Raw genomic sequence first — 12,830 nt, 5'->3', positions numbered from 1 at the left:
ATTATGCAGGAACCTATGTTTTTAAAACCAGTTTTTCAAGAAAAAATTTGGGGAGGAAGCCGTTTACGTTCAGTCTTCGGTTTTGATATCCCTAACGATAAAATCGGAGAAGATTGGGCGATCAGTGCGCATCCTCATGGTGTCAGTGTAGTAGAAAATGGCAAATTCAAAGGGAAAAGATTAGATGAACTATGGTCAGAACACAAGGAATTGTTTGGCCATCCTTCAGAACCAGTGTTTCCATTATTGATCAAGATCTTAGACGCAGAAGATGATCTATCTGTACAAGTACATCCAGATGATGCCTATGGGATGAAACATGAAGGTGAATTAGGAAAAACTGAATGCTGGTATATCATCGATGCTGAACCTGGTGCAGAAATCATCTATGGTCATCATGCAAAGACAAGAGAAGAACTAGCTGAGATGATCAAAGATGGGCGCTGGGATGACCTTTTGAAGAAAGTACCAGTTAAAAAAGGTGATTTCTTTTATGTACCAAGCGGAACGATCCATGCTATTGGTAAAGGAATCATGATTTTAGAAACACAGCAAAGTTCTGACACGACTTACCGCGTGTATGACTACGACAGAAAAGATGCGCAAGGACAAACAAGAGAGCTGCATATCCAACAATCGATCGATGTAACAACTGTCCCTGCGAAAACACCAGAATTACAAATCAAAGAAGTCCGAAAAGGGAATTCATCGATCGTCACTTATTTAGAAACTGAGTTTTTCAATGTATATGAGTGGGATATTAAAGGAATCACATCTTTCAAAAAACAAGCCCCTTATACATTGATGACGGTAATCGAAGGAGCAGGAGACCTTGTCGTTGACGGAAAAACATATCCATTAGAAAAAGGAACAAGCTGTATTATTCCAAATGGCGTTTCTGAGTGGGCGGTCCAAGGTGAACTAGCAATCATTGCGTCTGAACCAGGCAAATAGTTCCCAGATAGCTGAAAGCAGCAGACGGTTTTTCGTTTGCTGCTTTTTCTACATAAAATCCGTCCATCAATAAATAGAAGTATGGTGAAAAAGATGGAATACAAATGGAAAGCAAACAACAGCAGTCGCGTGTCTATGAAACAACTGAGAAAAGCTGGACATCACTTAAATGAAATGATCATGCCAAATCTAAGTCTGTTTATCGCTTGGGGAATCTTGTCATTAGCAACAAAAGGTGTGTCTGGCGATTTGCACACCACATTAGAAGAGGTATGCCATTGGATGATCCAGCTGCTTTTACCCATCTTGATCAGTTATTCAGGCGGGAAATCGGTAGGGGGACAAAAAGGGGCAGTCGCCGGTGCAATTGCTTCTTTAGGGTTGATCGCTCGTTCCAATGCTCCACAAATCGTAGGAGCGATGATTATCGGGCCGCTTGCCGGCATCGTATATGAACAATTTGTTTCTAGATTCCATGTGAAATTCAAGGCTGGATATGAAATGCTTGTCAGCAACCTACTAGTAGGACTGACTGGTAGCGTTATTTGTATAATTGGAATCGTTTTTATTGAACCAGTTTTAACAGAATTAGGCAGAAGTCGCCCATCCTCTATAGGTGGGTGATGAATGCCGTTCGGTATGAGGGTTACCGTTGGTAACTCGAAGACCGACAACTAAGGCGTATTGCCTTTTTATTTTGTCCCATGTTACAATCAGTCTATACAAGAAATGAGTTGATATAACATGGAATTAGATACAAATAATCATTCAGTATTTCTTCTTTATTACCACCTTGTTTTAGTAACGAAATATCGTAGACAAGTGATTGATGATGAAATATCTGATTATGCCAAAACTACTTTTGAAAGAATTTCAGAATCGTATCACATTACTTTAGTGGAGTGGAATCATGATAAAGACCACGTTCATATTATGTTCAAAGCTCAACCTAAAACAGAATTGACAAAATTCATCAATGCCTATAAAAGTGCCAGCTCAAGATTGATAAAACGTGACTTTCCAAGAGTCAAACAATTTCTTTGGAAAGAAATGTTCTGGTCTAAAAGCTTTTGTCTTCTGACAACTGGTGGCGCACCAATTGATGTGATTAAGAAGTATATCCAAAATCAAGGAAACAATCATAAATAGAAAGTAGGTGAACTTTATGGAACAACTAAAAGCATACAAATTCAGAATCTATCCAACAGAGGAACAAGAAATCTTCTTTGCCAAATCTTTTGGTTGTGTCCGTAAGGTCTACAATCTAATGCTTGATGACCGAAAAAAGGCGTATGAAGAAGTTAAAAATGATTCTTCTAAAAAAATGACTTTTCCGACACCAGCTAAATACAAGAAAGAATTTCCGTTTTTGAAAGAAATTGATAGCCTTGCTTTAGCCAATGCCCAACTTAATTTAGATAAAGCATACAAGAATTTTTTTCGGGATAAATCCGTTGGATTTCCACGTTTCAAAAGTAAGAAAAATCCTGTTCAGAGTTATACAACGAATAATCAAAATGGTACAATTGCTTTGATTGATAGTAAATTCATCAAAGTTCCTAAATTGAAGTCATTAGTAAGAATTAAGCTTCATAGACAACCAAAAGGGATTATCAAATCTGCTACAATATCACGTCATTCTAGCGGTAAATACTATATTTCTTTGTTGTGTAAAGAAGAAATTATCGAATTACCTAAAACTAATTCCACAATTGGTATTGACTTAGGCATTATGGACTTTGCGATTCTTTCTGATGGACAAAAAATTGATAATAATAAATTCACGTCCAAAATGGAAAAGAAACTAAAGCGTGAACAACGCAAATTGTCTAGGCGTGCTTTATTGGCTAAAAATAAAGGTACCAATCTATTTGAAGCTAAAAATTATCAAAAACAAAAACGCAAAGTAGCTAGATTGCATGAAAAAGTAATGAATCAACGTACTGATTTTCTGAATAAGTTGAGTACAGAAATGATCAAAAATCACGATATTATCTGTATTGAAGACTTAAACACAAAAGGTATGTTGCGAAATCATAAATTAGCTAAAAGTATTTCTGATGTTTCTTGGTCAAAGTTTGTGACTAAATTACAATACAAGGCTGACTGGTATGGACGAAAAATCATCAAAGTAGATAAATGGTTTCCGTCTAGTCAGATTTGTTCAGAGTGCGGACATAAAGATGGCAAGAAATCTCTTGAAATTCGAGAATGGACTTGTCCTGTTTGTCATACTCATCATGATCGTGATATCAATGCTAGTATCAATATTCTGACCGAAGGTCTAAGACTACATTCTATGGGATTGGCTTAGATCCAATCATCAAGAACCGTAGGAACTACGGGGATAGCTTGGTAAATAAGAGACACCGCTGTTAGTAAAGAAATACGCTATCAAGTATGCTCTATTCCCAAGAAGCTCCCACTTCAAGCGTTAAGAACCGTCAGGTTTAGCTAAGTGGTGAGTAGTTCACATAGTGTTCACTTGTTGCTCGCCTCCGTTGTGTCTTGGCTAGTCACAATGAATCTGTTACCACTTGTCAGTCTGATCTTAGAACCTCTAAAAGTACTATTTTTCAATAATGCAATCAATCATGGTGTATTGACACCTTTAGGAATCGAATTCTCACAAACAGTCGGGTACTCTTCCTTATTTTTGATGGAGGCAAATCCTGGACCTGGTTTAGGGATCTTACTTTCTATCCTTTGTTTTGCAGAAAAACAGGAAAAAGTAAATGCGAGTGGAGCATTGATGATCCATGCGATTGGCGGGATTCACGAAATCTATTTTCCATTTGTCTTGCTGCGACCGTATCTATTTTTAGCTGTAATGGCTGGTGGGGCAAGCGGCACGTTGATATTTCAATGGTTAGATACGGGATTAGCTGCACCTGTATCGCCTGGGTCACTACTCGTGATTTTTGCCAATGCGCCTTATCCACAACTAGCTGGGGTAAGTATAGGGATAGCAATCAGTACATTTGTGACCTTCATTTGTGCAGCGATACTATTGAAATTACCAAATAAAGAAAAAGAGAACAAAACGGTCAAAGAAAGGGGAGAAATCTTGGAACCATCTATCATTCATTCCGTCATTTTTGCTTGCGACTCAGGTATGGGATCAAGTGCTATGGGAGCCGCCCTGCTGAAAAAGAAATTAGCAGCAGAAAAAATCGATCTTTCTGTCGGATACAGCTCTATCTATGAATTGAATAACCAAGTAAATCAGCTGGTTATCGTGCAACATGAACTAGCGGATCTTGCAAGAGAAAAAGTACCTCAAAGTCAAATCTATGTACTGGATCACTTTTTGGAAACAGATATCTTGCTGTCACGAATAAAAGAAGCGATCCATTTTCCAAAGCGGGAAGAAAAAAAAGAGATAGCAGATATCACAGAACAAAAAATGTCGCCTGCTAATATTGTATTTTTGTATAAAAACAACAGACGCGGCTCACAAACTATGGGCATGACGATTTTAAGTCAATTAGCAAAAAAAGCGAAAAAACAGTTTGTTATCTCAAAAGAATCAATAGAAAAAATCAAAATCCAAGAAGAAACGATTTATATCGCACAAAGAGAACTAGCTGTAACTGAACAGCTAGAAGAAAAGATCCCTCGGCTAGTTCTAGTTGAACATTGGGTAGCTACGAATGAATACGAAAAACTCGTGAAGGGAGAAATATAAGATGTATTTATCGCCCAGAGAAAAACAATTATTAGCAGAATTTCTCAGTAGCCCGTCACCTGTATCTATCCAAAAAATGATGAATTTATTGAAGGTCAGTAAACGGACTATTTACCGCGAATTAGATAATCTTGAAGTCTCATTGAAATCGGTAAATGCTTTTTTGAAAAAAGCAGCTAGAGGCTCATTTGTCATTGAGGCATCAGAAGAAGTATTAGAGCAATTAAAAGAAAATACAGATGGGAAAAGTAATGACTTATCCACTGCTAAACGACAACACGCGATTTTAGCCGAGTTGTTACTGACGACAGAGCCGTTGAGTCTTGCTCATTTCATGGAATCATATCGCATCAGTAATACCACTTTTTATGCAGATATCAAACAGTTGGAAGAAAGTATTCGCCAACTGCCTTTGGAAATCATTCGGAACCAGGGATACGAGATCGAAGGACCGGAAAAATACCGCCGGCTTCTGACCGCGAATGTATTAGAATTAGAAATCAATGAATATGAACTTTTTCATAGTATTTCTTTCGATGCATCACTGAATTATTTTTTTCGATTCGTTGATCCGCAATATCTATCTCTTGCACGCAAAGTAATCGGGGAAGAATTGATCCAAAAAAAGACCAATCTAAGTGATAGAAAGCTTGAACATTTGGTTTTGATGCTGACATTGACGATGGAGCGTGTGACGAAAAATCATTTACTGACAAATGAGACATATAATGGTCTGGCAAACAAAGAATTACTACAGACAGCTAAACGATTGTTTTCACGGATCGCTTCTGAGACAAAACAACTTTATCCAGTAAATGAGATCGTCTTTTTTGCAGGATTATTAAATGACTTCACGAACTCATTTGATCAGAATTTCTTTGAAGAGACGTTCGATACACAGCTTGCTTATTTAGTAAAACAACTGATTCAAGAAGTAAGTGAAGAGACGAATGTCCATTTTTATGAAGATGAAACTTTGTACAAAATGCTGTTGACTCATTTATCTGGTGTGTTTTCAAGAGCCGTTTTACAAGAAGAGACACTGACCAATCCGATTTTAGAAAAAATCATGGTTCAATACGAGGAAGTTGCGAATGCAATCCGTAAAGCAGTAGAGCGGATTTTTCAAGAAAAAAAATTATCCGAAGAAGAGATCGCTTATATGGTCCTTCATTTTGCGAATTCATTGGAACGAAGTCCGAAAGAAAGCAATATCAGTATTGCAGGATTTTCGCCAAGTGGATTAGCTTCTACTAGCATGTTGGAACTACGATTGAAAAGGTATTTTCCCTTCATCCAACAAATTCATTTCTATCGGATTGCTGATTTGAAAAAAATTGATTTACAAGAAGAATATGATGTTGTTATTTCTACATCTATTCTACCAGGATATAATGGAACATATATTTTAGTCTCCCCGCTACTGCTGGAAGAGGAAGTCAAGCAGCTAAAAGAAGCTTTTTCGCATATTGAGAAGAAAAAAAGGCAAAAAAATACGTATAACAGCAATAACGAGTGGATGCTAGAAGATACTTATGAGGAAACGATGCATTTCATGGAGCAAATCAATCAATTACTTGATCGTTTTTTTATCCAAGAACTGGATAATCCTGAGACGATTTCCGAAACGATTCGCAGCTTATTTCCTTATTTTCCTGAAGGACTAGTAACGGATGAAGAGGTGGTTCATCGCCGGCTGCTTAAGCGATATGAACAAGCACCTATCGGTATTCCTCATACAAATATGGGGTTATTCCATACATCCAGCTCATTGATTTCTAAACCGATCTTTTGTATTTTCAATTTGAAACATCCGTTGACCATTGAAGGGATGGATAGACAGCCAGTCGATTTGTCCCGTATGTTAGTTATGCTGGCGCCTTCGCCAATCCAAGAAAAAGACGGGATTCTTTTAGGAAAGATCAGTGGAGCAATCATCATGAATGACTTGAACACCGAGATCTTCCGCTCAGGAAATAAAGAAATCGTTTATCAGTTGCTAGCGAAAATCCTGATTGAAGAAATAAAGAAATGAAGGTGAAAAGATGATCCAGCTACCAGCAGAAAAAATATTGCTCGATCAATCCTATCAAAATTGGAAAGAAGCGTTGACCGAGATCGGCCAGTGGATGACCCAACAAGGGGGAATCAAACCGGCATATATCCAATCAATGATCGAAAGACAAGAAAAAGCGAGTGTCTATATCGGGAATTTCGTAGCCTTGCCACATGGGACTGACAAAGATGAAGAAGTAGTAGAAGAAGGAATCTATTTAGTCCAAGTGCCTGATGGTGTGGACTTTGGAACAAAAGAGGAACCAAAAATCGCGACACTCTTATTTGTAGTGGCTTTAAAAAAAGAACATCAGTTAGCGGTGCTCCAAGATTTAGCCTTTTTCTGTTCAGACATCGACCAAGTAATGGCGCTCAGTGATGCGGAAACCATTGAAGAAGTCCAAATGATTTTTGAACATGGACATATATAACCAATGTTCTCAGTAAAAAAAGCTGCCTTGCATCAAGTAATAACTTCAACCAAGATAAAAATAAGAGGAGCTATTTTTGCTGGGAGGTTCTTATTACTGCGGATGCAAGCTTTTGAAAACTATTTATTCTAGAAAACCGTTTATTTGAAATAGGGGACGGTGACAAGGTTTTTGTCACCGCCCCTATTATTTTTGTGTTTTAATAGCTCTTTTTTATATAGATAGTGCCCATACCTATGAATAATAAAACGATACTCCATATACCAAGTGTCAAGATACCATTCATGAAAGTAACCTGTTCTGAAGCTAGTGGCGAGAAAATATCTCCTCCTATGATCACATTTTGAAAATCAACATAAGAAGTTGGCAAGTAATGACTGATTGATTCTATCCATCCAATCGAAGAAAACAAGCGATACTCTGCTAAGAAAAGACAAAGAAGTGTACCTAAAAGATTGACTAGAGAATGTTCAAATAAAGCAGATAGAAGAAAACTGATTGTACTTAAAAAGAGCACCCACAACAACAGGAACAGAAAGCTCTGGAAAAGATACGCATACATCGGAAGGATTCGTATCTCCTGACCAATGATCGTTCCTACAGGATAACGGAAGTCTCCCAAACCATTTTTGATTATTACTAGTATAGAGACGATCAAAAATGGCATCACGAGACTTAGCATAGCTGCACCATAATAAACGGTAAAACGGATGCTATGTTTCTTTACCATACTATCCGGTAATAGATTGACTAGAGAGATTACCTGCTTTCTTTTTTCATAAGAGATGATGGAAGAAAGAAACAAGGCGGTTATACATAAAATCAAAAAACTAGAAATCATTCCTGAAAAAATATTTTCGTAGTAATTCGCTAAAGGGAGATGCGTTGGCAAGTCAAAAATAGAATATCTTTGGATCTGATGTTCTTTCATATAACGGAGCAACTCGACACGTTTTTGTTGTTCAATGATTGGAATTCCTTGTCTTTGACCAGAAATCAGTCGATCCAGTATATCTTTTTCATAATGATAAGTTGCTTCGACCATTTGCTGGACATTCCCTGTGTTTTTTGCATGTAAGATTGCTTCGATCAGTTTGTTGCTTTTCTCTAAACTTTCCACAAATTCTTTCTCATTCTCATCTTCTTTCAACGTTTCAATCAAACGTTGCATCTCTTCATAGTTATGATTCAGTTCATCGAATTCTGTATAAGCAAGTTTATGATCAAAAAAAAGTGGGAATGCAAAGAGCACGACCAACAATAGAGGAAATAAAAAGTTTACTTTGTTTTTTAGTAAGAGATTGCGTTCAAATGTAAGTAAAGACATAGTTACACCTCATATAATTTACGATAAATAGCTAAAATCTCTTCCATATTTGAGGATTCTGTGACGATTTCTCCATTTTTTAGAAAACATGCTTTAGAACAAATCGATTGGATATTCGCGATAGCGTGGGAAGAAAGAAGAATCGTCTTCCCCTCTTTCTGCCATTGTCTGATGAGGCTATTCAAGATATCAATACTTCCTGGGTCTAATCCGTTCAACGGTTCATCGAATAACATGACAGATGAATCACTGATCAAGTAAGCAGCAAGCAAGACATGTTGTTTCATTCCTAGAGACATTTTTCCAATCGGCAAAGTAAGGTACTCAGTCATCTTCAATCGTTGGAAAACAGTTTGGCATTCTACTTTGCTCTGCCAATAGTATTTGATCAAAGTCAAATAATCAACAGCCGATAGATAGTCGGATAACTGATTCGTTGATTCTAGAAAAAAGAAAGACCGGCGATAATCTGTATAAGCAGTAGGAGAGATGTTGTGAAGGGACAATTGATCATAAGTTGTTGGTAGCAGTTGGGCAATACCATTCAGCAAAGTTGTTTTGCCAAATCCGTTCGGGGCAATCAAAGCAGCTACTTCTCCTGATTCTACTAAAAGATCTAATTGTCGAATCACACGTTTTTTACCACGTTTCATGTTCATGTTTTTGATCAGTAATGTCATAGATAGGCCTCCAATATAAAATTTAATAACATAATAGAATGAAAAATATCTAAATGAAATGCTAACAAAAGTTATTGTTTGCATATTATAAAAAAATTAAAATAACAGTTTTATTTAAAATTGAAGTTTTCTGATACCGAAATCTTTTTATTTTGCTGACATACTCAAACCTTTGGCACAAAGTTTCGTGCCAAAGTACGACTATTTCTCTTTTTAGTAAGCGGATACAATTAGAGTATCAAAAGGAGAGAGGGAGAGACAAAATGGAACGGACGATTCCCAAAAACAACATTTCGCTAAAAGCGAGGGTACAAAAATTAGGCAGTACTTTATCAAGCATGGTCATGCCAAATATTGGAGCACTGATTGCCTGGGGTGTATTAACGGCTTTATTTATCCCAGATGGTTATTTACCAAATGAGGCTTTCGCTACCATGGTAAGCCCAATGCTAACTTATCTGATTCCTTTATTGATCGGTTATACTGGCGGAAAAGTAATTGCTGGTGACCGCGGATCAGTTGTTGGGGCAATTGCAACGATGGGTGTGATTGTCGGAACAGATATTCCAATGATGCTAGGCGCGATGATCATGGGACCTCTTGGTGGATATGCCATCAAGAAATTTGATCAGCTATTCCAAAAACGGATCAAATCCGGTTTTGAAATGCTAGTCAATAATTTTTCAGCAGGTCTTATCGGTTTTGGATTAGCGTTATTAGGTTTTTCTGCGATTGGTCCAGTTGTCGATGCATTGACTCAAGCAATGGCAAAAGGTGTAGAGATCATTTTATCTGCCCATTTGATTCCATTGACAAGTATTTTTATTGAACCAGCAAAAATCTTATTTTTGAATAATGCAATCAATCATGGGATTTTGACACCATTGGGAACTGAACAAGTAGCAGAGGCTGGAAAATCTATTCTATTCTTGCTTGAAGCAAATCCTGGTCCAGGACTTGGCGTATTACTTGCTTTTACTTTGTTTGGCAAAGGAGCAGCAAAATCTTCAGCACCAGGAGCCATGATCATTCACTTTTTAGGCGGGATCCATGAAATCTATTTTCCTTACGTTATGATGAAACCGTTATTATTCTTATCAGTTATAGGCGGAGGAATGTCAGGAAGTTTCATTTTCCAATTGATGGATGCTGGACTAAGAGCGCCAGCTTCTCCAGGGTCGATCATTGCGATTCTAGCGATGACACCGTTCAATTCTTACCTTCCTGTTATTTTGGGCGTGATTGTTGCCGCAGCTGTTTCGTTTGGTATTTCTGCAGTAATTTTGAAAGCGGATGCGAAAGATACAAATGAAGACTTCGAAAAATCTGTTCAAGAGACAAAGGCAGCTAAGCAAGCTTCCAAAGGTGCCCAAGGTATTCCTCAAGGAGCTACATTCTCTGGCGTACAAAAAATCATTTTTGCTTGTGATGCAGGGATGGGATCAAGTGCGATGGGCGCTTCGATCTTGAGAAAAAAAGTACAGGAAGCAGACTTGCCTCAAACGGTGACCAATCAAGCAATCAGCCAACTGACAGATGACTCGAATACATTGATCGTTACTCAGGTCGAACTACAAGAAAGAGCAAAACAAAAAGCACCGAGCGCGCGTTTTGTCTCAGTAGAAAACTTTTTGAATTCACCTCGATATGATGAAATCATTCAAGAATTAAGCAGCAAGCAGAAAACATCAGTTTCTGAAATTGAGAATGAGCCAGCAGAAGAGTTTCTTTCAGCAAACATCAAACAAATCAAAGAGATTCTACTTGTCCACGATGATCGTTCCGGATCAGCAACAATGGGGATGACCGTGCTCAAAGATATATTAGACAAGAACCATTTAACTATCCCGTTAAGAAAAGTCAATATCCAAGATTTAAAAGATGAACCTGATTCACTGATCGTAGCCAAAGAAAGTTTAGCGGAAAAAGTACAGATGGTTGCGCCTCAATCCATTCATTTATCAGTCAACAGCATGGTCAATCCGCAAAAATACGAATCGATTGCACAATATTTGAAACAGACAGCTTAAGGGAGGAAAACAGCATGCAAAGTTTGCCATTCGACATGATCGAGCTCAATCGATCTTTTAAAACCAAAGAAGAAGCGATCCGCTATTGCGGTCAGATGCTTGTAGAAGCAGGGTGCGTTGATGAGGAATATATCGATGCCATGGTAGATAGAGACAAAATGTTATCTGTTTATATGGGAAATTTTATCGCGATTCCTCATGGAACAGATGAAGCAAAAAAATATGTGAAAAAATCCGGCATCTGTGTCGTTCAAGTACCAGATGGTGTAGATTTTGGTACCGAAGAAGAAGAAAAGATTGCGACTGTTTTGTTCGGTATTGCAGGAGTCGGAGATGAGCATTTGCAACTTGTACAGCAAATCGCACTTTATTGCAGTGATATGGACAATGTTGTCCAGCTAGCAGACGCGCTCAGCAAAGAAGAAGTAACGGAAAATCTAGCAATTGCTTAAGGAGAGAGAAAAATGAGAGCAGTACATTTTGGTGCAGGAAATATCGGTCGAGGATTTATTGGAGAGGTTTTGGCAGCTAATGGATTTGAGATTACTTTCGTAGATGTGAATCACACGATCATTGATGCTTTAAATGAAAGAAAAGAATACGAAATCGAATTAGCAGATGAATCAAAAGAAAAAATCACTGTAAAAAATGTCAAAGGAATCAACAATCAAACAAATCCAGAAAAAGTAATCCAAGAAATCGCTGAAGCAGATTTAGTTACTACCGCCATTGGCCCGAATATCTTACCTTTTATTGCTGAGTTGATTGCAAAAGGTATCCAAGAAAGAGAAAAGGAAGGAAACACAACATCTTTAGATATCATTGCCTGTGAAAATATGATTGGCGGTTCAGCATTTCTAGAAAAAGAAGTGTATAAATATCTTCCAGAAACATCATTTACTGACAAATATATCGGCTTTCCAAATGCAGCAGTCGATCGAATCGTCCCATTACAACACCATGAAGATCCTTTATTCGTCCAAGTGGAACCTTTCAAAGAATGGGTCATTGACGATAGCCAAAGAAAAAATAAAAAAATCCAATTAAAAGGGGTTTTATATGTAGATGATCTAGAACCATATATCGAACGCAAACTATTTAGTGTCAATACTGGTCATGCGACTGTCGCTTATACAGGTGCCTTGTTAGGTTACCAGACCATTGATGAAGCAATGCAAGATGCGTTAGTTGTGGCACAATTAAAATCAGTTTTGCAGGAAACAGGAAGTTTGCTGATTGCCAAATGGGGGTTTGATGCAGAGCAGCATCATGCGTATATTGAAAAAATCATTCATCGCTTCCAAAACAAAAATATCTCTGATGCGATCACACGTGTCGCTCGGACACCATTACGTAAGTTAGGTTATCAAGAAAGATTTACACGTCCAGTGAGAGAACTACAAGAACATAACTTGACTTGCCCACATTTGACGGCAACAATGGGGATTATTTTTAATTACTATGATCCTGAAGATGAACAAAGCCGTCAATTGCATGAAATGAAGATCCATGAAAACTTGGAACAATTGATTCAAGAAGTCACAGGAATCAATGATCCGAAAACAATCGGGAATATCAAGCAAAACGTGAACCGTTATGCCAAGCAAGTCGCTTAAAATAGGATACGAAAAAGGGGAATGTGACGAAATTTTTGTCACATTCCCC

The 12,830-nt window shown here is 37.7% G+C and carries 10 protein-coding genes and 2 pseudogenes; 10 read left to right on the top strand and 2 right to left on the bottom strand.

Annotated elements, in window-relative coordinates:
• Nucleotides 1-3 precede the first annotated feature (3 nt).
• The 7 genes and pseudogenes from manA (at nt 4) to IGL70_RS10475 (ending at nt 7,128) form a co-directional block, all read left to right on the top strand.
• A complete protein-coding gene (manA, locus tag IGL70_RS10505) occupies nt 4-954 on the top strand; it encodes a mannose-6-phosphate isomerase, class I (RefSeq protein ID WP_002332170.1) in 951 nt (316 codons plus the stop codon).
• Between the two features lie 93 nt (nt 955-1,047).
• Nucleotides 1,048-1,545, top strand: a pseudogene (locus IGL70_RS10500) (PTS transporter subunit EIIC); the annotation flags it as partial.
• A 153-nt stretch (nt 1,546-1,698) separates the two neighbouring features.
• Entirely contained in the window at nt 1,699-2,103 is a 405-nt protein-coding gene (tnpA, locus tag IGL70_RS10495; RefSeq protein ID WP_002287522.1) for an IS200/IS605-like element ISEfa4 family transposase, read from the top strand.
• A gap of 16 nt (nt 2,104-2,119) precedes the next feature.
• Nucleotides 2,120-3,268 (top strand): IS200/IS605 family element RNA-guided endonuclease TnpB, encoded by a 1,149-nt coding sequence (tnpB, locus tag IGL70_RS10490; protein ID WP_002323589.1) that lies wholly within the window; start codon nt 2,120-2,122, stop codon nt 3,266-3,268.
• A 159-nt stretch (nt 3,269-3,427) separates the two neighbouring features.
• Nucleotides 3,428-4,642, top strand: a pseudogene (locus IGL70_RS10485) (PTS transporter subunit EIIC); the annotation flags it as partial.
• Nucleotide 4,643: 1 nt separating this feature from the next.
• Nucleotides 4,644-6,677 carry a BglG family transcription antiterminator gene (locus IGL70_RS10480; RefSeq protein WP_104873909.1) on the top strand — a complete coding sequence of 678 codons (2,034 nt, stop codon included), beginning with the start codon at nt 4,644-4,646 and terminating at the stop codon, nt 6,675-6,677.
• Nucleotides 6,678-6,687: 10 nt separating this feature from the next.
• Entirely contained in the window at nt 6,688-7,128 is a 441-nt protein-coding gene (locus IGL70_RS10475; RefSeq protein WP_002287254.1) for a PTS sugar transporter subunit IIA, read from the top strand.
• Between the two features lie 199 nt (nt 7,129-7,327).
• Here the strand turns inward: IGL70_RS10475 and IGL70_RS10470 are convergent, their stop codons facing one another.
• Nucleotides 7,328-8,455 carry an ABC transporter permease gene (locus IGL70_RS10470; RefSeq protein ID WP_104873908.1) on the bottom strand — a complete coding sequence of 376 codons (1,128 nt, stop codon included), beginning with the start codon at nt 8,453-8,455 and terminating at the stop codon, nt 7,328-7,330.
• Nucleotides 8,456-8,457: 2 nt separating this feature from the next.
• The gene (locus IGL70_RS10465; protein WP_104765279.1) at nt 8,458-9,135 is read right to left on the bottom strand and encodes an ATP-binding cassette domain-containing protein; all 678 of its coding nucleotides are present in this window, start codon (nt 9,133-9,135) and stop codon (nt 8,458-8,460) included.
• A gap of 263 nt (nt 9,136-9,398) precedes the next feature.
• Here IGL70_RS10465 and IGL70_RS10460 point away from each other — a divergent pair, with 263 nt between their 5' ends.
• The 3 genes from IGL70_RS10460 to IGL70_RS10450 are packed head-to-tail and all read left to right on the top strand — an operon-like array spanning nt 9,399 to nt 12,781.
• Nucleotides 9,399-11,165 (top strand): PTS mannitol-specific transporter subunit IIBC, encoded by a 1,767-nt coding sequence (locus IGL70_RS10460; protein ID WP_104873907.1) that lies wholly within the window; start codon nt 9,399-9,401, stop codon nt 11,163-11,165.
• A gap of 14 nt (nt 11,166-11,179) precedes the next feature.
• A complete protein-coding gene (locus IGL70_RS10455) occupies nt 11,180-11,617 on the top strand; it encodes a PTS sugar transporter subunit IIA (protein WP_002287247.1) in 438 nt (145 codons plus the stop codon).
• Between the two features lie 12 nt (nt 11,618-11,629).
• Nucleotides 11,630-12,781 (top strand): mannitol-1-phosphate 5-dehydrogenase, encoded by a 1,152-nt coding sequence (locus tag IGL70_RS10450; RefSeq protein ID WP_086325033.1) that lies wholly within the window; start codon nt 11,630-11,632, stop codon nt 12,779-12,781.
• Nucleotides 12,782-12,830: the final 49 nt, after the last annotated feature.

Source organism: Enterococcus sp. DIV0901a (assembly GCF_051711525.1).
Lineage (GTDB): Bacteria > Bacillota > Bacilli > Lactobacillales > Enterococcaceae > Enterococcus_B > Enterococcus_B faecium.
Note: the sequence above shows the minus strand (reverse complement) of the source record. Positions and strands in the feature narration are given on the sequence as shown.

What these genes read in the sequence shown, in the direction of transcription:
- manA (WP_002332170.1), top strand. Translation starts at nt 4, where the DNA reads ATGCAGGAACCTATGTTTTTAAAACCAGTTTTTCAAGAAAAAATTTGG.
- tnpA (WP_002287522.1), top strand. Translation starts at nt 1,699, where the DNA reads ATGGAATTAGATACAAATAATCATTCAGTATTTCTTCTTTATTACCAC.
- tnpB (WP_002323589.1), top strand. Translation starts at nt 2,120, where the DNA reads ATGGAACAACTAAAAGCATACAAATTCAGAATCTATCCAACAGAGGAA.
- IGL70_RS10480 (WP_104873909.1), top strand. Translation starts at nt 4,644, where the DNA reads ATGTATTTATCGCCCAGAGAAAAACAATTATTAGCAGAATTTCTCAGT.
- IGL70_RS10475 (WP_002287254.1), top strand. Translation starts at nt 6,688, where the DNA reads ATGATCCAGCTACCAGCAGAAAAAATATTGCTCGATCAATCCTATCAA.
- IGL70_RS10470 (WP_104873908.1), bottom strand. Translation starts at nt 8,455, where the DNA reads ATGTCTTTACTTACATTTGAACGCAATCTCTTACTAAAAAACAAAGTA.
- IGL70_RS10465 (WP_104765279.1), bottom strand. Translation starts at nt 9,135, where the DNA reads ATGACATTACTGATCAAAAACATGAACATGAAACGTGGTAAAAAACGT.
- IGL70_RS10460 (WP_104873907.1), top strand. Translation starts at nt 9,399, where the DNA reads ATGGAACGGACGATTCCCAAAAACAACATTTCGCTAAAAGCGAGGGTA.
- IGL70_RS10455 (WP_002287247.1), top strand. Translation starts at nt 11,180, where the DNA reads ATGCAAAGTTTGCCATTCGACATGATCGAGCTCAATCGATCTTTTAAA.
- IGL70_RS10450 (WP_086325033.1), top strand. Translation starts at nt 11,630, where the DNA reads ATGAGAGCAGTACATTTTGGTGCAGGAAATATCGGTCGAGGATTTATT.